Below are 18,767 nucleotides of genomic sequence, written 5' to 3'. Positions count from 1 at the left end.
GCTGGCGGATGCCCGAACAGCCGCCAGAAACCGCGCCCGACACCCCGCCCGAGCTCCCCGCCACCGAGCAGCGCCCGCACTCCCCGCGCGGCACCCTCCCCGCCTTCATCAGCGTGCCGCGGCAGAAGGACCGCGCGAACGGCTGGAAGCCCGACGTGCAGCGCAGTTTCATCGAGGCGCTGGCCGATACCGGCAGCGTCAAGGCCGCCTGCCGCAAGGTCGGCCGCGCCGAGGTCGGCGCCTACATCCTGCGCCGCCACCCCGAGGCGGCGAGCTTCCGCGCCGCGTGGCAGGCCGCGCTCGATCTCGGCATGCAGCGCATCGAGGACGTCGCGATGGACCGCGCGCTGAACGGGGTCGAGGTGCCGGTCTATTCCTACGGCAAGCTCGTCGGCGCGCGCACCGTCTACAACGACCGCCTGCTGATGTTCATGCTGAGGAACCGCGCGCCCGAGCGCTTCGGCGCCCAGATCAACGGGGGCAAACCGAAAGGCCGGGGCGCCATCGGCAAGATGGAAAAGCGCCGGCTGAAAAGGAAATGGCGCGCCGAGTGGGAGGCGGAGAAGAAGAACGTCTCCCCCGGCGAGGTCTACGCCAGCATCGAGCGCAAGGTGGAGAAACTGCGCGAGCAGGTCCTCGACAACCGCCGCCGCGACTGGGCCCGCCTCTCCGACGAGGCCCGCCAGGCCTTCGTGCGCTACACCCGGCTGCGCGCCCGCGACCTGGGCGAAGAACCCGACATCCCCTTCTTCCTCCTGCCGCATGAGGGCGATCCGACCCGCGAAAACTGGTGGGACGCCCCCGAGGACTGGCTCCTCACCCGCCGCGACCGCTGGCAACGCGAGGCCGCCGAGCGCGCGGCGGAGGGAGAGGAAGGGAGTGCCGCGCTACCGCCGCCGGACTGGCGGAGAGGCGAGGAGCCGGAGGTGGAGGATCAGGACGAGCGCGCGGCAGTTGTCAGGCGGCTCAAAGACCGACGCTGGCGCTAACTTGTCGAACAGGCAGCCCCCTACGCCGCAGGCGCAGGCAAGGCCGACCGGCCGCCCGAGCTTATGCGAGGAAGCCAAGCGAGCCGGATGGCTCGCGCCCGGCGTTTGAGGGATTTAACAAATAAATCACCCCGCGAACGCGTGATGCTCTCGATGCCACGCGAGAAACTGCGGGTGCGGTCGATCAGAATCGCGCTGAGCCGACAGCAATTTGCCAGTGGGGTTGATGATTGCAGCAACCCCATCTCGGTCATTGACCTTCCGATGGATCATGATGTCCAAATCGTCGGACATTCCGATCAGGCCCCTGTCGAACATCCAATGAGCAGTGCCTGATAGGGCCAAGCCGTTGCGCACGCTGTGGGGGCCACCATGCTCGACTGACTTGATATGCGCCGCCTGCGCTTCAAGCCGCCCACCACCATTGACAAGTTTCCATCCCGTCACGGCACAGCGCCCATCATAAGCTGACATCACGGCACGCCGAAACGCACGGTCACGGAATTTCTTTGATACCAGTGACTGAATGATGGGATGCTCGATCTCGAACGGCGTTTGCACCTCGCGAACTCGGTTTTCAGCTTCCTCGCCATCCTCCCGCGGCAAGAATTCTTCGTCCGGCAAACCGAGCGAAACGATGCGACGAAAGTCGGAATTGGACAGCGGCCGTACCGCAGCTTGAGCATTAGCCAAATCGCGCTCAACTGGCTCACCGTCGATCTTATGCGGAACAGTCGGCTCAAAAGGGAGATAGCTACCTTGCTCAATAATTGCGCGAAAACGGTCGGACACATTGGGATCGGGAATGATCTGCTCGACCTTCGCCACCGCGAAAAAACCCTTTGAGTTCGGAATCTTGACCGGCTCGCGATAGACGATCCAGTCACCGACCATCCGCTTTGCGCGGCTGAGATAGCTTTTCGGGAACTGGTAATGCACCTCGGGGATGTCGTCGTAGATCGACCCATCCTTGTGCATGAAAACGCCGAAAGTCATCCTATAAACCCACCGCCAACCAAGCGCGAATGCGATCCAAATCGAGTTTGTGTCGCCGCCGTTTCAGAAATTCGTGAACCTCCCCGGACCTGATAGAATCGAACACTTTGATCCTCGCATCAAGCAGACTTTCAAAGCGTTGTTTGCCTGGAATATAATTCATTGCAATGCCGAACCCGTCGTCGTGTTCGCGAACTTCGACATGAACTCCTTTTTGCGTGATATAGTGCGTCCCGTCGGCGCTAACCTTCCAACGCTTAGAAGCGACAAAACGCTTTCTAGCGTCGATCATTCTTATGTATTTTTCGTGATGCTCGCTAGCTTCGCGCGTTTGCGTCAACTTATCGCAGCAATCGGTGCCAACGGCCATCGCACCCCACGCCGCGTTTTCGATCGCATAAACATAACGAATTTCGGTGCCGCACAACTCACAGTTGCCAGCAAGGTCGCCTAAGTCGTCAACTCCAACCCAATTCCAACCGTGGCGAGGCATGACATGGCCGTGTTCGGCAGCATGACATCCTTTGCAAAGTGCCTCGCAGTCGGTCGTTGCATATTCCCAAGGCAGATGCCCACGAATGTATCGCTTATGATGAACTTGAAGCACAACGTCGTCGCGCGCCGCCGATCGCAGGCATCGGGCACAGCAACCTCGATGCAGCTTGATAACGTCCTCTCGAAACCTAACCCAATTGGCGTGTCGATACTGTTTCAAATTGGCCGCCCCGCGTCACAGCTCTACCATGACATTCAGTCAAACCTTTGTTCTAAAGCTTGATCGCATCGATTAGCGAGCACAAGATCGAACAAATGGCTGATGCACTAGAAAACGCGCGTAAGTTCCTCGAGAGCCTTCAGCGGCTCGAGCTATCGACGCTGTTGGCCGAATGCTCGATTGCAATCCAGGAAACTGAGGGCGGATTTTCCGACAACGATTGGTACCCTACAATGCCGGTAGAATATGCCGTTGTCGTCGCGCCCAAACCGATCGACGAAGCACTTCGTAAGCTTGATGAAACCGATCGTAAGCGCGTCGCGGACGCGATCGCTAATGGATGGGGGCGTGACGGTTCGCTCGATCTGGACGTGCAAACTGTCAAACATGAAGTCGAAGGCGTGCCGGCGTTGGTCGCCGACTTACTCATTCATCGCGAAATGATGATCGACGTATCAACCGGCGGGCAACGCATTCAGGAAGTGAATGACTATTACCGGGCGCGCGAGGTCCGCATTCGCGAGAGAATGCCTGCCGACGTCCAATACGATAATCCACACGACGACTTGTGGGCATGGTATCGTCATTGGAGCAACGACCTTCCCCAGTATAAGGACCGGCGAATTTACGCTCGCCAGCTTTTTGAACCCGCTATCCAAAATTTAGCGAAGCGGTCTTCGGTCCCATTGCCGGAACGGGAAGTTTCAGGATGGGAACGCGTCGATCGGGCTTTGTCGAAGGCGCGGGCGCAACTCGGCCTAGCCTCAGCCGAAGAAGACTATCAACAAATCGGCTTACTCTGCCGCGAAGTGCTCATATCGCTAGGGCAAGCGGTCTACGACCCACTTCTTCATTCATCGCCTGATGGCGTCGAACCTAGCGAAACCGACGCCAATCGGATGATTGGCGCATACATCGCCTTCGCCTTTGGCGGTTCAAGCAATGAGGAAGTGCGCGCCCATGCTAAGGCATCGCTTCGGCTGGCACTCGCGCTACAGCATCGACGTACCGCAAGCGATAAACTTGCAGCACTTTGTCTCGAAGCGACTTCATCTACTGTCGCTGTAATCTCGATTATTGCGCGACCAGTTTAGCCACCGCCACGCGCCGTTCCGCGTTTGCTGACGCAACCGCTCCATGCGTCACGTGACGTCGAACGGGTTCCGCTGCGCGGACCCGCCGGCCCGGGTTACAGCCTCTCGTTTCTAGCTTGCCGTTTGCCGTGCAAACGCCTGCGCTAGGCGCGGGGCCTTCGCCATCGTGGCCCGGCTCCGCATTTTGCCGTAGCCAAAATGCTCCGATGGCCCACGCCGTCGATCCTCGACGCTGCGCGCCGAGGTCGGCCGATACTCCCGCTGGCCTGTCGGCCACCGGCTTCTAAGCTGCGGATTGCTTCGCACTCCTTGCTTAGGCGCCTGCGGTCGTCATTCCTCCCCCATCCGCAGCGCAGCGATGAACGCCTCCTGCGGGATCGAGACGTTGCCGTACTCCCGCATCCGCGCCTTGCCCTTCTTCTGCTTCTCCAGCAGCTTCTTCTTGCGCGTGATGTCGCCGCCATAGCACTTGGCGGTGACGTCCTTGCGCAGGGCGGCGATCGTCTCTCGGGCGATGATCTTGCCGCCGATCGCGGCCTGGATCGGGATCTTGAAGAGGTGGCGGGGGATGAGGTCCTTCAGGCGCTCGCACATGCCGCGGCCGCGTTCCTCCGCGACGGTGCGGTGGACGATCAGCGAGAGCGCGTCGACCGGCTCGGCATTGACGAGGATGTTCATCTTGACGAGGTCGCCTTCGCGCAGGCCGATCTGCTCGTAATCGAAGCTGGCATAGCCGCGCGATATGGATTTCAGGCGGTCGTAGAAGTCGAACACGACCTCGTTGAGCGGGAGCTCGTAGGTCACCTGGGCGCGACCGCCGACATAGGTGAGGTTGGTCTGGACGCCGCGGCGGTCCTGGCACAGCTTGAGGATCGGGCCGAGATACTCGTCCGGCGTGTAGATCGTCGCCTTGATCCACGGCTCCTCGATCGCGTCGATGCGGTTGACGTCGGGCCAGTCGGCGGGGTTGTGGATGTCGATCACCTTCGCGTCCTCGTTCTTCGTCTTGCCGAGGTGGACGCGGTAGACGACGCTGGGCGCGGTCGTGATGAGGTCGAGATCGTATTCGCGGGAGAGCCGCTCCTGGATGATCTCGAGGTGCAGCAGGCCCAGGAAGCCGGCGCGGAAGCCGAAGCCGAGCGCGGCGGAGCTTTCCATCTCGTAGGTGAAGCTCGCATCGTTGAGGCGCAGCTTGCCGATGCTTTCGCGCAGCTTCTCGAAATCGGCGGCGTCGACCGGGAACAGCCCGCAGAACACCACCGGTTGCGGCTCGCGATAGCCGGGCAGCGGCTTGTCCGCCCCGCCCTTGACCGTGGTGATCGTGTCGCCGACGCGGGCCTGGTCGACCTCCTTGATCTGCGCGGTGATGAAGCCGATCTCGCCGGGGCCGATCTCGGCCAGGTCGGTGCGCTTGGGCCGGAAGCAGCCGACGCGGTCGACGAGGTGCTGGGTGCCGCCTTGCATGAAGCGGACGTTGAGGCCCTTCTTGAGGACGCCGTCGATCACGCGGACGAGGATGACCACGCCGAGATAGGGATCGTACCAGCTGTCGACGAGGCTGGCCTTCAAGGGCGCGTCGCGATCGCCTTGCGGCGGGGGGATGCGCGCGACCAGCGCCTCGAGCACGTCCTCGACGCCGAGGCCGGATTTCGCGCTGGCGAGGACGGCGCCGCCCTCAGCCCAGGGCCCGGTCGCCTGGATGCCGACGATCTCCTCGATCTCCTCCGCGACCCGCTCGGGCTCGGCGGCGGGGAGGTCGATCTTGTTGATGACGGGGACGATCTCGTGGTCGTGCTCGATCGACTGGTAGACGTTGGCGAGGGTCTGGGCTTCCACGCCTTGGGCCGCGTCGACCACCAGCAGCGCGCCTTCGCAGGCGGCGAGGGAACGCGAGACCTCGTAGGCGAAGTCGACATGGCCGGGCGTGTCCATGAGGTTGAGCTCGTAGGTCTCGCCGTCCTTCGCGGTGTAGGAAAGGCGCACGGTCTGGGCCTTGATGGTGATCCCGCGCTCCTTCTCGATGTCCATGTTATCAAGCACTTGCTCGGACATCTCGCGCTCGGTCAGCCCGCCGCAGGCCTGGATCAGCCGGTCCGCCAGCGTGGACTTGCCATGGTCGATATGCGCGATGATGCTGAAATTGCGGATCTTGGAAAGGTCGGTCATTGAACGCTTCTAATGGGCAGATGCGCGGGGGTGCGCGTGTGCTGCGCCCTTTAGCGGGGGAGTTGCGGCAAGGCCAGCGCTCCCGGCACCGGCGCGCACCGAGCGTCGATCAGTCGGACCCGCGCCTCGTCGCCGTGTCGGCGAAGGTGCGGGTTTCGAAGCTCGGGCGGGACTCGGTCGTCGCCGGGACGTTTTCGGCGAGCGGATAGGCACCGGGCGGGAGCGCCTGGAGCGGCATGCCCGCGGCAGCGAGCGCATAGGGGCTGATCCGGAAGCGGGTGCACAACCCGTCGGCGCCGTCATTGACGAGGCCGGTCTCGAACTCGACCCCCTGCACGTCCCCCTCCGATCGGCGCACGGTCGCCACGGCGAGCTGGCCTTCGCCGAGGTCGAGAACCAGCTCCGTGCCCACCGGAACGTCGGAGACCCCCTCGATCATCGCCCCGGTTCGCGAGAGGTTCCTCATGCGCACCTCATAGCGGTAATCGCCGTGGATCACGCCGATCTTACGGAGCACGCTCAAGCGCTGGGCGCGATTGCGTGAGGGCCCCTTGGCCTCGAGCACCCATTCCCCCAATCCCTGCTTTTCGAGGATCTTGTCCTGCGTCAGCGGCTTGGAGAAGAGATAGCCCTGAATGTAGTCGACGCCCTTCTCGCGCACCAACGCCAGCTCGTCGAGCGCCTCGACGCCTTCGACCGTGGTGCGCATGCCAAGCGCTCCAGCGACGCTCACGATCGCGGAAATGATCGCTGGATTGCGCGACCCCTCTTCGGTCGAGCCGACCACGAAACTGCGGTCGATCTTGACCTTGTCGAACGGAGCGCGACCGAGATAGCTGAGCGAGGAGAAGCCGGTCCCGAAATCATCGAGCGACAGCCGCACCCCGAGCTTTTTCAGGTCACGGAACAGCTTGTCGGTACGCTCCATGTCGCTGATGAAGACGCTTTCGGTGATTTCCATCTCGAGTCTTGCCGGATCGATTGCGGAGGCGGCGAGCGCGCCGCCAATGATCGCGGCGAGTCCCTCCTGCTGAAACTGTGCCGCCGACACATTGATCGCGACCGAAACGTCGTTCGGCCACTTCGCCGCGTCCCTGCAGGCCTGGCGGATCGCCCACTCTCCCAGCGAGGTGATCAGATTGGTCTCTTCGGCGATCGGGATAAACTTCGACGGCTCGATCCAGCCCATCTTCGGATGCTGCCACCGCATCAGCGCCTCGTAGCCCGCCACCTTGCCGTTCTCCTGGTGGACGAAGGGCTGGTAATGCAGCGACAATTCCTCGTTCTGGAGCGCATCGCGCAGCGCTTCCTCGATATCGTTGCGTTCGCGAGCCTTGTCGTGGAGCTCGGACGAATAGAAGCGGAATTGCCCGCGCCCGCTGCCCTTGGCGGCGTAGAGTGCGAGGTCGGCACCGCGCACCAGTTCCTCACTGGTTATGCCGTCATAGGGCGCCACCGCGATCCCCACCGATGCACCGATGACGCAGCGATTGCCGTCGACCGAATAGGGTTGCGAGAGGTGGGTGACAATCGAATGCCCGAGATCGGCGAGGCGACCGCGATCGTCGATATCGGGCAGGATGATCTGGAACTCGTCACCCCCGAGCCGGCCGAGCTCGAACTCGTCCTTTATCAGATTGCGCAATCGCTGCGCGACCTGTTTGAGCAGTTCGTCGCCGGCCTGGTGGCCGAGCGTATCGTTGACCGCCTTGAACCGGTCGAGATCGAGCATCATCACCGCGCAAGATCGTTTGGCTGCGACACAGACCTTCATTTCGCGATCGAGCTGGCTGGTCAGGCGATGGCGGTTGGAAAGTCCGGTCAGCGAATCGAACATGGCGAGACGCGAAGCTTCGGATTCCGAACGATATTGCTCGGTCACGTCGACCGCGTGCCCGCGATAACCGGCAAACCGTCCATCGTTGTCGCGTTGGGGATGCCCGCTCAATGCCCAGCGCTGGTCGAACTTCCCGCATTGCGTGTGGATCACGATGTTCGAGAACGCCTTGCGGCCTGCAAGGTAGATCTTGAGCCCCCGGGCTCGGCCGTCATCGTCCTCGGCGCGTTCGATCTCGCGATCCTCGACGAACACCCGGCCGAGGGTGCGCCCGATCAGCTGCCCATCCTCGAACCCTATCTGGGCGGCGAGACGCGGCGAAATATAGGTGATGCGGCCATGGCTGTCGGTCGACCAGAACCAGCCGTGCCCGCTGGATTCGTACTCGCGCATCAGCAGGACGCTTTGCGCGATTTCCTCGCGGCTCAGCGGGTCGAGGAGAGCTGAATACTTTCCCCAGTCGCCGCCGGAATTCCTGCGCAATATTTCGAGCAAGACGACTCCCTTCCGCGGCGCATCGACCCCGTGCGCAACTCCCCCACACACGCGTAGCGCGCGAGGGCTTAGGGGGTGGTATGATATAATGGTTAATTCCGGCTTTAGGTTCGCCCAACTGCGCCGCCTGCTTGCCAATGGGTTCGGAGGCGGGCATCCTCGATCGCAAGCCCGGTCGAGGTCTTAAGAAACCGGGGGAGACAGGAGAGGCGATGCGGCATATCGCGGTGATCGGCTCCGGCCCGGCGGGATATTACACGGCCGAGGCGGCGCAGAAGAAATGGGGCGGCGATGTGCGGGTCGACGTGTTCGACAGCCTGCCGGTGCCCTACGGATTGATCCGGACGGGGGTCGCGCCCGATCATCAATCGATCAAGGCCGTCTCGCGACGCTATGAAAAGACCGCGTTTACCGACCATGTCCGGTTCGTGGGCAACGTCACGATCGGCAGCGATGTCTCGATCACCGAATTGCAATCGCTTTACGACGCGGTCGTGCTGGCGACTGGCGCGCCGCACGACCGGACGCTCTCGATCGAGGGTGCCGATCTCGCCGGGGTTCACGGGAGCGCGCAATTCGTCGGCTGGTACAACGGCCATCCACAGTTCGCCGGGCTCGACCCCGACCTCTCGAGCGAGACGGCGGTGGTCATCGGGATGGGCAATGTCGCGCTCGACATCGCGCGAATCCTCGCCAAGACGACCGCCGAATTCGAGGGCAGCGACATCGTGCTGCACGCGCTCGACGCGCTCGAGAGCTCCGCGATCTGCCGCATCGTCATCCTCGGTCGGCGCGGGCCGCACCAGATCATGATGACGCCCAAGGAACTGGGCGAGTTGATGCACCTGGAACGGGCGGCCCCGCGGGTCGATGCAGACGACCTACCCGACGGGGAAGAGGACGCGCTGCTCGAACCCGGGCTCCGCAAATCGGTCGCGCATCTGCGCAGTTTCGCCGCCATTCCGGAGAGCGAGCGCGCTGACAAGACGATCGAGATCGAATTCGATTTCTTCGCCAGCCCGAAAGCCATCATCGGCGAAGAGGGCAGGGTTTCCGGCATCGAGGTCGAGCGCACCAAGGTCGAGGCCGGCCGCGCCGTCGGTACCGGCGAAACCTATACCATCCCCTGCGGGATCGTGCTCACCGCGATCGGATACCGTACCGCCCCGATCGAGGGTGTGCCGTTCGACGAGCGCGCCGGTCGCTTCGCCAATGACGAGGGCCGGATCATGCCTGGTCTCTATGCGGTCGGTTGGGCCAAGCGCGGCCCCTCGGGCACGATCGGAACCAACAAGCCCGACGGGTTCGGTATCGTCGACCTGATCGAGGAAGACATCGCCAGCGGAGCACTCGGCAATGGCGGCAAGAAGGGGCGCGAGGGGTTCGACGCACTCGCGGCCGAACGCGGGCTCGACATCGTCACCTTCCAGGACTGGAAAAGGATCGAGGATGCCGAGAATGCCGCTGCCCGCGAGGGCAGCCCGCGCGAGAAATTCGTCGATATCGACGCCATGATTGCCGCGAGGGGAGCGGATTGATGCCTGACCTAGAAGACGAAGCCGCACAGCACACTTCGGCGCTCGGCCCGCTGATCGGCCTGACGCGCGAGGATATCTTCGGCGCGGTCGCGGTATTGCTGCGCGAAACGGCGTCCGATCCTGCGCGGCTGATGCGTCACAGCCAGGCGATGGGTTCGGAAATGGTCAAGATCATGACCGGCCAGTCCGAACTCGCCCCGCATCCCAAGGATCGGCGCTTCATGGACCCGGCCTGGCAGTACAACCCGTTCATGCGCGCCGGGGCGCAATATTACCTTGCCGTGCAGAAGGGCATGGCCGAGTGGCTCGACGAGCTTGAGCTCGACGACCTCGAGCGCGATCGGGCGCGGTTCATCTCGAACATCATCATCGATTCGATTGCGCCGACCAACACGCTGGCGGGCAACCCGACCGCGCAGAAGCGCGCGATCGACAGCGGCGGGCTCAGCCTGATCAAGGGCTTGAAGAACGCCTACACCGACATGACCGAGAACAAGGGCATGGTCAGCCAGGTCGACAAACGCCCGTTCGAACTGGGCCGGAACATCGCGACCAGCCCCGGCGCGGTCGTCCACCGGACCGAGATGTTCGAACTGGTCCATTACGCGCCGAGCACCGAAAAGGTCCACGAAGTGCCGGCGCTCACGATTCCGCCGCAGATCAACAAGATGTATATCAACGACCTCTCGCCCGAGAAATCGGTGGTGAAATACCTCGTCGACAACGGCATCCAGACTTTCGTCATCAGCTGGAAGAACCCGACCTCCGAACAGGGCAGCTGGGACATGGCCGATTACGTCCGCTCGTGCCGCGAGGCGATGGAAGTGACCGCGGCGATCACTGGTTCGGACAAGGTCAACGTCTCGGCCGGCTGCTCGGGCGGACAGACCGCCGCGATGCTCGCGAGCAAGATGGCGGCCGATGGGGACAATTTGCTCGGCGCGCTCACGCTGATGGTCTGCGTGCTGCATCCCAAGCAGAACGATATCGAGGCCGGGTCGCTTATCAGCGAGAACGGGCTCGCCCTCGCCCGCCGCCGCGCGGACAAGGCGGGCGTGATTAAGGGCGACGATCTTGCGCGCGGCTTCGCATGGCTGCGACCCAACGACCTGATCTGGAACTACGTCGTCAACAACTACCTGCTGGGCGAAGACCCACCAGCCTTCGACGTGCTCTACTGGAATGCCGATGCGACCAATCTATCGGCCAGCTTGATGGGCGATTTCCTCACCATCTATGAAACGCTTGCCTTCACGAAGAAGGGCGAGGTCGCCATGCTCGACCACAAGGTCGACCTCTCGAAGGTGAAGAGCGACCTTTTCATTCTCGGCGGGGTGACCGACCACATCACCCCGTGGCGTGCGACCTATCGCTCGACGCAATTGTTCGGATCGAAGGACGTGACCTACGTACTCAGCCAGTCGGGTCACATGCAGGCGATCCTCAACCCGCCGACCAATCCCAAGGCAAAGTATTTCGTCCAGAAAAAGAAGGGCAAGCTCCCCGCCACGGCCGAGAAGTGGATCGAGGGCGCAGAAGAAGTCGCGGGTAGCTGGTGGCCGTTCTGGATGGAGTGGCTGCAGGCGCGATCGGGTGATCTTGTCGACGCACCGAAGGAGGTCGGAAGCAAGGAATACCCGGCGAGCGATCCGGCCCCGGGGCTTTACGTGCGCGAGGCATGCTGACACACGTTGCGGCGCACAATGAAAAGGCCGATTGCATGGGCGATCCGATGAATTCCGCTACCGTGTCGCTCGAAGAGGTCGGCGGTCGCACGTTGCGCGTTGCGCACTGGCGGCTCGACGAACCGTCGGACCACCCGCCGATCCTGTTCTTCAATGGCATCGGTGCCAATATCGAGGCGGTCGCGCCGCTGGCCGAGGCCATGCCGGAGCGGGGTTTCATCATTTTCGACATGCCGGGAGTGGGAGAATCGCCCGAGCCGGTGCTGCCCTACAATCCCTTCACCATGTGCTGGACGGCGGCGCAGCTGCTCGACTCGCTCGGCAGCGAGGAAGTCGATGTGATGGGCGTGTCCTGGGGCGGCGCGATGGCGCAGCATTTCGCGCTCCAGCACGGCGGTCGTACGCGCAAGCTGGTGCTTGCCGCGACCACCCCGGGCATGCTGATGGTGCCCGGCAAGTGGTCGGCGCTGTCGAAGATGGTCGACCCGCGCCGCTACGTCGATCCGAACTACATGAACGAGCATTTCGCCACGCTCTATGGCGGCATGACGCGCGACACGAAGGCGACCGCCAGGCGCGATCACATCGGGCGGATCAAGCCCCCTTCCCCGCGCGGTTACCTCTACCAGCTGATTGCCATGCTCGGCTGGACCAGCGCCCCCGCGCTGCCGTTCCTGAAGAAGGACACGCTGGTGATGATGGGTGGCGACGATCGCATCGTCGTGCCGGCCAACGGCAAGATCCTCGCGGGGTTGATCCCGAATGCCAAACTCGTCGAATTCGAGGATGGCGGCCACCTCTTCCTGCTGACCCACAGCGAAGAAGCGGTCGCCGAAATCAGGGCGTTTCTCGACGAAGGCGAGGCTCTGCCCGAGGCAGCCTAGTTCATCGTCCAGAACCTTGCGGTGGCGCTACACCCGCATCGGCATAAGGACGTAGAGCGCGGGGCTGTCCTGGTCCTTGCGGATCAGCGTCGGCGCGCCCGGATCGGCGAGATGCAGTTCGACATTGTCGCTGTCGATCTGGCCGAGGATGTCCTTGAGGTAATTGGCGTTGAAGCCAATCTCGAGGCCTTCGCTCGAATAGCTCGCGGGCACTTCTTCTGCCGCGGTGCCGTTGTCGGGGCTGGTGACCGAGAGCGTGACCTTGTCGTTTTCGAGCGCCATCTTGACCGCGCGGGTCTTCTCGGTGGCAATGGTCGCGACGCGGTCGACGCCGGCGTAGAAGGTCTTCGGGTCGATCTTGAGCAGCTTGTCATTCCCGGTCGGGATGACGCGGCTGTAATCGGGGAAGGTCCCGTCGATCAGCTTGCTGGTGAGGATCGTTCCGCCCTCTCCGCCCATCGAGAATCGCACCTTGCTCGCCGAAAGGTCGATCTGCACATCGCCGTCGAGCGATTCCTCTAGCAACTTGCGCAGTTCGCCGATCGCCTTTCGCGGGACGATCACGTCGGGCATGCCCTCGGCGCCATCGGGGCGCGGGAGGGTGAAGCGCGCGAGGCGATGGCCATCGGTCGCGGCGGCCTTGAGCACGGGGCCGTCATCGTCGGCGACGTGGAAGAAGATACCGTTGAGGTAGTAGCGCGTCTCTTCGGTCGAGATCGCGAAACGCGTGCGGTCGATCAGTTCGGCGAGCGTCTTCGCAGGCATCGCGAAGCTGGTCGGCAGGTCGCCTTCGGCGATGATCGGGAAATCGTCGCGCGGCAGCGTCGGCAGCTTGAAGCGGCTCCGCCCGGCCTTGACCGTCATCCGGCCGTCGGCGGCTTCGAGGCTGACCTGGCTGCCGTCGGGCAGCTTACGCGCGATATCGAACAGCAGGTGCGCCGAGACGGTGATCGCGCCCGGGCTCTCCACCGAGACGGCCTGCTGGCTTTCGACCACCTGCAGGTCGAGGTCGGTCGCGGTCACCTTGATCGCGCCGTCGCCCGAGGCCTCGAGCAGGACGTTGGCGAGGATCGGGATGGTATTGCGCCGCTCGACCACCGACTGGACGTGGCTGAGGCACCGCAGAAGCGTGGCGCGTTCGATCGTGGCTTTCATGGCTAGTGCCTTACCCCTCTGGGCGCGGACAGGGCCGGAATCGCCTGCCAGCGCCGGAAAACATGGATATTACCCTTAACGGGTGAGGCCAAGCGGGCAAGTTCCCGCACCGGTTTTACGGGGAGAATTGGGGATAAAAACCCTCAACTCATCATCGCCATGCCGCCATTCACATGCAGCGTCTGGCCGGTGATGTAGTCCGCTTCCCTTGACGAGAGGAACGCCACCGCGCTGCCGATATCCTCGCCCTCGCCCATTCGGCCCATCGGGATGCGCTGGTTGAGCGCTTCCTTTTGGGCGTCGGGCAGAACGTCGGTCATGGGCGTGCGGATGAAGCCCGGCGCCACGCAATTGGCGGTGATCCCGCGGCTGGCGACTTCCTGCGCGAAACTCTTGGTCATGCCGGTGACCCCGGCCTTGGCCGCGGCGTAATTCATCTGCCCCGGATTGCCGGTCGCGCCGACCACGCTGGTGATCGTGACGATCCGTCCGAACCGGGCCTTCATCATCGGCCGCGCGGCGGCGCGCATCAGGCGAAAGGTCGATTCGAGGTTGATCGTCATCACCTGCTCCCACTCCTCGTCCTTCATCCGCATCGCGAGGTTGTCGCGCGTGATGCCGGCATTGTTGACGAGGATGTCGAGCTTGCCGAGCGTGTCGATCGTCGCCGGGATCAGTTCCTCGACGCTCTCGCTGTTCGACAGGTCGCAGGTGATCTCGACATGGTCGCCGCCGATCTCGTCATTGAGTTCCTCGCGGAAGCTGCGCAGCTTGCCGCCGTTCGAGCCCGACAATGCGAGCCGCGCGCCCTGTCGCGCCAGTGCCTTGGCGATTTCGGAGCCGATCCCGCCGGACGCTCCGGTCACGAGCGCGGTCATTCCTTCGAGCGAAAACATTATCCGATCTCCTTCGCGAGGGCTTCGATATCGTCCATCGTCACCACCGAGGTGACGGTCACGTCGTCGACCGTGCGGCCGATCATCGGGCCGAGCACCTTGCCGCCCAGTTCGACGAAATGGGTGACGCCCGCTTCCTTCATCGCGATCACGCTTTCGCGCCAGCGGACGCGGCCGGTGACTTGGTCGACCAGCAGCTTGGCAATGCGCGGCGGATCGCTTTCGAGCGCCGCGGTGACGTTGGCGTAGAGCGGTACGCGCGGCGCACCGGGCGGGGTCAGCTCGAGTGCAACGGCCATCGCGTCGGCGGCGGGCTGCATCAGCGAACTGTGGAACGGTGCAGAAACAGGCAGCTTTACGCCGCGCTTGATCCCGTGATCCTTCGCCATGGCGATCGCGCGCTCGATCGCCTCTGCATGGCCGGAGAGCACGACCTGGCCCGGATCGTTGTCGTTGGCGAGTTCGCATACCTGGCCTTCGGCGGCGGCCTCGGCGAGCTTTTCGCCCTTCTCCATGTCGGCGCCGAGCAGCGCGCACATTGCGCCCTCGCCCACCGGCACCGCTTCCTGCATCGACTGCCCGCGCAGGCGGAGCAGCCGCGCCGTTTCGTCGAGCCGGAACGCGCCCGCGCCCGCTAGTGCCGAATATTCGCCGAGCGAATGACCCGCGACGCAATTGGCCTTGTCGGCGAGCTTGACCCCGCCATCCTCGAGCACGCGCAGCACGGCGATCGAGTGCGCCATGATCGCAGGCTGGGCGTTGGCGGTCAGCGTCAGGTCGTCGGCCGGACCGTTCGTCATCAGTGCGAACAGCTTCTGGCTCAACGCGTCGTCGACTTCCTCGAAGGTCTGGCGCGCCACGGCGCTGGCTTCGGCCAGTTCGGCGCCCATGCCGACCTTCTGGCTGCCCTGGCCGGGAAATACGAATGCAATCATGGTAACTCCTCTCGCCGCGCCGCCTATGCCTGCACGTCGCGCCCCGCAAGTCCGAAGGGCACGATCCTGTTGGCGGCATCGTGGCCGATATCGGCCCGCCCGAGATAGGTGATGCCGGTGCGTTCGCACCAGTCACGCGCGATATCCTCCTCGCCGCTGCCGAACGGACGGTCGTTTTCGGGCACTTGCGAAATGCGACCGAGCCGCAGCCCCGCAATCCCGCGAAGGTGCTCGGTAACGTGGAACATCAGCCGGTCGACCGCATAGAGATGCTCGCCGACCTCTTCGACCATCACCACGTGATCGGTCAGGTCGGGCGTGAACTCGGTGCCGACCAGCATTGCCAGCGTCATCAGGTTGAACGCGGCGACCGGGCGCTCGTCGAGCGACGGTTCGAGATCGCCGGCGCGCCCCGTTCCGGTCAGGTAACGAAGCACACGGCGCACTGCCTCCTCGCCGCCCTCGCGCTTGATATCGCCCACCAACGGGCCGTGCACCGGCACGCCGATCCCGGCTTTGTAAAGCGCACCCAGCAAGGTGCCGGTGTCGGAATAGCCCAGGAATTTCTTGTGCTTCGCCGCCGCGCCAAGCCCGGCAATCGCGTCGCGCGCAATCCGGTTCGCGCCATAGCCGCCCATGCCGAACCACACCGCGTCGATCTGCGGATCGTTCGCCACTTGGAGAAACGCTTCGAGACGTGTGTCGTCGTCGCCGGCAAAGTGCCCCTCTTCGTGAAAGCACTGTTCGGCGAAGACGAGCTCCACGTCCGAAAATTCGGCCTTCGCGAGCGCGGCGACTTTTTCCGCGCGCTCGCGGCGCAGGCGCTTGCCGGGACAGCAGATGGCGATCCGCGTGGTCATGCCCAAGCCTCTAACATCCGCTTCACAAAGCGCCACTCCCCGCATAGGCGTTTTGCCCATGACCGATTTCCCCTCCCCCGACGAACTGTTCGCCCGCCCGTTCTTTTTTTGCGGAATCGGCGGATCGGGCATGCTGCCGCTGGCGCAGATCCTGAAAGGCCGCGGGTGCGTGGTGGGCGGCTCGGATCGCAGTTTCGACCAGGGCCGCACGCCGGAGAAATTCGCCGCACTCGAGCGGCAGGGTTTCGATCTCCGCCCGCAGGACGGCAGCGGTATCGTGAGCGCGGACCAGGTGCTGGTCGCCTCCGCCGCGATCGAGGACACGGTTCCCGAAATTCGGCGCGCCACCGAGCTCGACCTGCTGCGGCTGACCCGCGCCGAACTCAACTCGATCCTGTTCAACACCAGCGGTGCCGGGATCGGGATTGCCGGGACCAGCGGCAAGTCGACCGTCACCGCGATGCTGGGCTGGATCCTCCACGCGGTGGGGCGCGACCCGACCATCATGAACGGCGCGGTGATGAAGAACTTCGTTTCCGAGGAACGCCCCTACGCCAGCGCGGCGGTCGGCGGCCAGGCGCTCTATGTCAGCGAAGTCGACGAGAGCGACGGCTCGATCGCGCTTTATCGCCCGGCGGTGGGGGTGCTGCTCAACGTCTCGCTCGACCACAAGTCGATGGACGAATTGCGCGCATTGTTCGGCGACTATCTCGAGCGCAGCCGGATCGCGGTGATCAACGCCGACGACCAGGAAGCGCTCGCCTTGCTGCCGCGCGCGTCAGAGGCGATCACGTTCGGCATCGATCAGACGCGGGCGCAGATCGGCATCGATGCCGGATCGCGGGCTGAAAGCCCGACCCGCCAGGCGGCGATGGTCGTGGATCGCCACGATGGCAGCACGCATGCCCTGCGACTCGCCATGCCCGGGCGTCACAACCTGTCGAATGCGCTGGCCGCGATCGCGGGCGCGGCGGCGACCGGGGTGCCGGTCGCTGCTTCGGTCGAGGCGCTGGGCGATTTCACCGGCCTCGCGCGACGTTTCGATATCGTCGGCACCAGCGAATCGGGTGTGATCGTGATCGACGATTTCGGCCACAATCCGGAGAAATGCGCGGCCACATTGCGCACGCTCAAGGCCCATCCGGGGCGCGTGATCGCGTTCTTCCAGCCCCATGGCTACGGGCCGCTCAGGCAGATGGGGCACGAGCTCGCCGAGACTTTCGCCCGCGAACTGGACAGCGACGACGTCGCGATCTTCTCCGACCCGGTCTATTTCGGCGGCACGACCGACCGCAGCGAAGGCAGCGAACGGATCGTCGCGATGATCGAGCAAGTCGGCGGTTCGGCCGAACACATCGCGAGCCGCGAGCAATGCGGCGAACGGATCGTCGAACTCGCCCGTCCCGGCGACCGGGTGGTGGTGATGGGCGCGCGCGACGATACGCTCAGCGAATTCGCGAAAGGTGTGCTTGCGCGGCTCTGACGACCGTCAATGCGCCCCGTCGCTGCCGACCTTGAACACCTTGTGCAGCACCACGGCCACCACCGCCCCCACGCCCAGCGCCGCCAGCGCCGAATAGGCGGCATAAGTCGCCCATCCGAGGATGCCCGACAGCGCGCCGGTCATGTCCTCAACAGCATGCTGGATACCATGACCGATCTCGGCCGGGGCATGCCAGCCCAACTCCTCGAGCCCGTGGAGCAGGATTCCGCCGCCGACCCACAGCATCGCGATGGTGCCGATGAAGGAAAGCGCGGTCAGCAATTTGGGCATCGCATGAACGAGGAAATCGCCGAATTTCTGAGCACCGGCGCCGGGCTTTTCCGCGAGGTGCAGACCGATATCGTCCATCTTCACGATCAGTGCGACCGTGCCGTAAACCGCCACCGTCACCGCGATCCCGACGAGCGCCAGGACGACAGCGCGGGTGAAGAGCGTATCGGCGGCGACCTCGTTGAGCGTGATCGCCATGATCTCCGCCGAAAGGATCAAGTCGGTTCGGATGGCCCCCGCAGTCCTTTCCTTCTCGAACTTGGCCAGGTCCTCGATCGGGTCTTCGAGCGTGTCGCCGTGCTTCTTCCCGCCGAGCTTCTCCATCACCTTCTCGGCACCTTCGTAGGACAGGTACAGACCGCCAAGCATCAGGATCGGGATGATCGCCCAGGGCAGGAACTCGCTCAGCAACAATGCGCCGGGCAGCAGGAAGATCAGCTTGTTCTTGAAACTGCCCTTGGTGATGTTCCAGATCAGCGGGAGTTCGCGATCGGGGGTGAGGCCGGTGACGTAGGACGGAGTCACCGCCGCGTCGTCGATCACCACGCCCGCGGTCTTCGAGCCTGCACGTCCCGCCGCCACCGCGACATCGTCCACCGAAGCCGCCGCCGCGCGCGCGATCACCGCGACATCGTCGAGCAGGGCCGTCAAACCACCGGGCATTCGTTTCTCCCTCTTTGCGCGATCGCATTGCTGTCTCGCGCTGCCGCTGGCAAGCCCGCTTCGCGCTTGCATTATTCGCCGATCG

The 18,767-nt window shown here is 63.8% G+C and carries 15 protein-coding genes; 6 read left to right on the top strand and 9 right to left on the bottom strand.

Translation table 11 applies throughout. The features are described 5' to 3' along the window. Positions 1-8 precede the first annotated feature (8 nt). Positions 9-989 carry a hypothetical protein gene (locus T8S45_RS03175; protein WP_322294649.1) on the top strand — a complete coding sequence of 327 codons (981 nt, stop codon included), beginning with the start codon at positions 9-11 and terminating at the stop codon, positions 987-989. A gap of 126 nt (positions 990-1,115) precedes the next feature. On the opposite strand, the gene T8S45_RS03170 is transcribed toward T8S45_RS03175, so the two are convergent. Together T8S45_RS03170 and T8S45_RS03165 are read right to left on the bottom strand one after the other, a co-directional pair. Next, entirely contained in the window at positions 1,116-1,985 is an 870-nt protein-coding gene (locus T8S45_RS03170) for an HNH endonuclease (protein WP_322294648.1), read from the bottom strand. Between the two features lies 1 nt (position 1,986). After that, entirely contained in the window at positions 1,987-2,478 is a 492-nt protein-coding gene (locus T8S45_RS03165) for a hypothetical protein (protein WP_322294647.1), read from the bottom strand. Positions 2,479-2,795: 317 nt separating this feature from the next. On the opposite strand from T8S45_RS03165, the gene T8S45_RS03160 reads away from it, so the two are divergent. Next, on the top strand, positions 2,796-3,794 hold the full coding sequence (locus tag T8S45_RS03160; RefSeq protein WP_322294646.1) for a hypothetical protein: 999 nt from the start codon (positions 2,796-2,798) through the stop codon (positions 3,792-3,794). 330 nt (positions 3,795-4,124) lie between these two features. On the opposite strand, the gene lepA is transcribed toward T8S45_RS03160, so the two are convergent. Both lepA and T8S45_RS03150 read right to left on the bottom strand, forming a co-directional pair. Further along, the gene (lepA, locus tag T8S45_RS03155; RefSeq protein ID WP_188641588.1) at positions 4,125-5,960 is read right to left on the bottom strand and encodes a translation elongation factor 4; all 1,836 of its coding nucleotides are present in this window, start codon (positions 5,958-5,960) and stop codon (positions 4,125-4,127) included. Between the two features lie 109 nt (positions 5,961-6,069). After that, positions 6,070-8,292 carry an EAL domain-containing protein gene (locus tag T8S45_RS03150; protein WP_322294645.1) on the bottom strand — a complete coding sequence of 741 codons (2,223 nt, stop codon included), beginning with the start codon at positions 8,290-8,292 and terminating at the stop codon, positions 6,070-6,072. Positions 8,293-8,504: 212 nt separating this feature from the next. On the opposite strand from T8S45_RS03150, the gene T8S45_RS03145 reads away from it, so the two are divergent. Genes T8S45_RS03145 through T8S45_RS03135 form a run of 3 tightly spaced genes read left to right on the top strand, consistent with a single transcriptional unit; the run spans position 8,505 to position 12,399 of the window. Beyond that, positions 8,505-9,830 (top strand): FAD-dependent oxidoreductase, encoded by a 1,326-nt coding sequence (locus T8S45_RS03145; RefSeq protein ID WP_322294644.1) that lies wholly within the window; start codon positions 8,505-8,507, stop codon positions 9,828-9,830. Then, on the top strand, positions 9,830-11,515 hold the full coding sequence (locus T8S45_RS03140) for a PHA/PHB synthase family protein (protein ID WP_322294643.1): 1,686 nt from the start codon (positions 9,830-9,832) through the stop codon (positions 11,513-11,515). The genes T8S45_RS03145 and T8S45_RS03140 overlap by 1 nt, the downstream gene beginning before the upstream one ends. Continuing rightward, on the top strand, positions 11,509-12,399 hold the full coding sequence (locus tag T8S45_RS03135; RefSeq protein WP_322294642.1) for an alpha/beta fold hydrolase: 891 nt from the start codon (positions 11,509-11,511) through the stop codon (positions 12,397-12,399). The genes T8S45_RS03140 and T8S45_RS03135 overlap by 7 nt, the downstream gene beginning before the upstream one ends. A 27-nt stretch (positions 12,400-12,426) precedes the next feature. Here T8S45_RS03135 and dnaN read toward each other — a convergent pair whose 3' ends face one another. The 4 genes from dnaN to T8S45_RS03115 all read right to left on the bottom strand — a co-directional run bounded on the left by dnaN (position 12,427) and on the right by T8S45_RS03115 (position 16,245). Then, on the bottom strand, positions 12,427-13,554 hold the full coding sequence (dnaN, locus tag T8S45_RS03130) for a DNA polymerase III subunit beta (protein ID WP_188641584.1): 1,128 nt from the start codon (positions 13,552-13,554) through the stop codon (positions 12,427-12,429). A 143-nt stretch (positions 13,555-13,697) separates the two neighbouring features. Beyond that, positions 13,698-14,450, bottom strand: coding sequence for a 3-oxoacyl-[acyl-carrier-protein] reductase (gene fabG, locus T8S45_RS03125; protein ID WP_322294641.1), 753 nt, complete (start codon positions 14,448-14,450; stop codon positions 13,698-13,700). After that, the gene (fabD, locus tag T8S45_RS03120; RefSeq protein ID WP_322294640.1) at positions 14,450-15,385 is read right to left on the bottom strand and encodes an ACP S-malonyltransferase; all 936 of its coding nucleotides are present in this window, start codon (positions 15,383-15,385) and stop codon (positions 14,450-14,452) included. The genes fabG and fabD overlap by 1 nt, the downstream gene beginning before the upstream one ends. Before the next feature lie 23 nt (positions 15,386-15,408). Further along, on the bottom strand, positions 15,409-16,245 hold the full coding sequence (locus tag T8S45_RS03115; RefSeq protein ID WP_322294639.1) for an LD-carboxypeptidase: 837 nt from the start codon (positions 16,243-16,245) through the stop codon (positions 15,409-15,411). A gap of 58 nt (positions 16,246-16,303) precedes the next feature. Here T8S45_RS03115 and T8S45_RS03110 point away from each other — a divergent pair, with 58 nt between their 5' ends. Beyond that, positions 16,304-17,728, top strand: coding sequence for a glutamate ligase domain-containing protein (locus tag T8S45_RS03110; protein ID WP_322294638.1), 1,425 nt, complete (start codon positions 16,304-16,306; stop codon positions 17,726-17,728). 6 nt (positions 17,729-17,734) lie between these two features. On the opposite strand, the gene T8S45_RS03105 is transcribed toward T8S45_RS03110, so the two are convergent. Next, positions 17,735-18,682, bottom strand: coding sequence for a DUF808 domain-containing protein (locus T8S45_RS03105; RefSeq protein ID WP_322294637.1), 948 nt, complete (start codon positions 18,680-18,682; stop codon positions 17,735-17,737). Positions 18,683-18,767: the final 85 nt, after the last annotated feature.

Source organism: Pseudoblastomonas marina (genome assembly GCF_034374265.1).
Lineage (GTDB): Bacteria > Pseudomonadota > Alphaproteobacteria > Sphingomonadales > Sphingomonadaceae > Alteriqipengyuania_A > Alteriqipengyuania_A marina.
The sequence above is the reverse complement of the archived record's forward strand: the minus strand, read 5'-3'. Positions and strand labels throughout refer to the sequence as shown.

Coding starts and splice junctions, on each gene's coding strand:
- T8S45_RS03175 (WP_322294649.1), top strand. CDS start 9: ATGCCCGAACAGCCGCCAGAAACCGCGCCCGACACCCCGCCCGAGCTC.
- T8S45_RS03115 (WP_322294639.1), bottom strand. CDS start 16,245: ATGACCACGCGGATCGCCATCTGCTGTCCCGGCAAGCGCCTGCGCCGC.
- T8S45_RS03140 (WP_322294643.1), top strand. CDS start 9,830: ATGCCTGACCTAGAAGACGAAGCCGCACAGCACACTTCGGCGCTCGGC.
- T8S45_RS03135 (WP_322294642.1), top strand. CDS start 11,509: ATGCTGACACACGTTGCGGCGCACAATGAAAAGGCCGATTGCATGGGC.
- lepA (WP_188641588.1), bottom strand. CDS start 5,960: ATGACCGACCTTTCCAAGATCCGCAATTTCAGCATCATCGCGCATATC.
- dnaN (WP_188641584.1), bottom strand. CDS start 13,554: ATGAAAGCCACGATCGAACGCGCCACGCTTCTGCGGTGCCTCAGCCAC.
- T8S45_RS03105 (WP_322294637.1), bottom strand. CDS start 18,682: ATGCCCGGTGGTTTGACGGCCCTGCTCGACGATGTCGCGGTGATCGCG.
- T8S45_RS03110 (WP_322294638.1), top strand. CDS start 16,304: ATGACCGATTTCCCCTCCCCCGACGAACTGTTCGCCCGCCCGTTCTTT.
- fabD (WP_322294640.1), bottom strand. CDS start 15,385: ATGATTGCATTCGTATTTCCCGGCCAGGGCAGCCAGAAGGTCGGCATG.
- fabG (WP_322294641.1), bottom strand. CDS start 14,450: ATGTTTTCGCTCGAAGGAATGACCGCGCTCGTGACCGGAGCGTCCGGC.
- T8S45_RS03160 (WP_322294646.1), top strand. CDS start 2,796: ATGGCTGATGCACTAGAAAACGCGCGTAAGTTCCTCGAGAGCCTTCAG.
- T8S45_RS03165 (WP_322294647.1), bottom strand. CDS start 2,478: ATGCCTCGCCACGGTTGGAATTGGGTTGGAGTTGACGACTTAGGCGAC.
- T8S45_RS03170 (WP_322294648.1), bottom strand. CDS start 1,985: ATGACTTTCGGCGTTTTCATGCACAAGGATGGGTCGATCTACGACGAC.
- T8S45_RS03145 (WP_322294644.1), top strand. CDS start 8,505: ATGCGGCATATCGCGGTGATCGGCTCCGGCCCGGCGGGATATTACACG.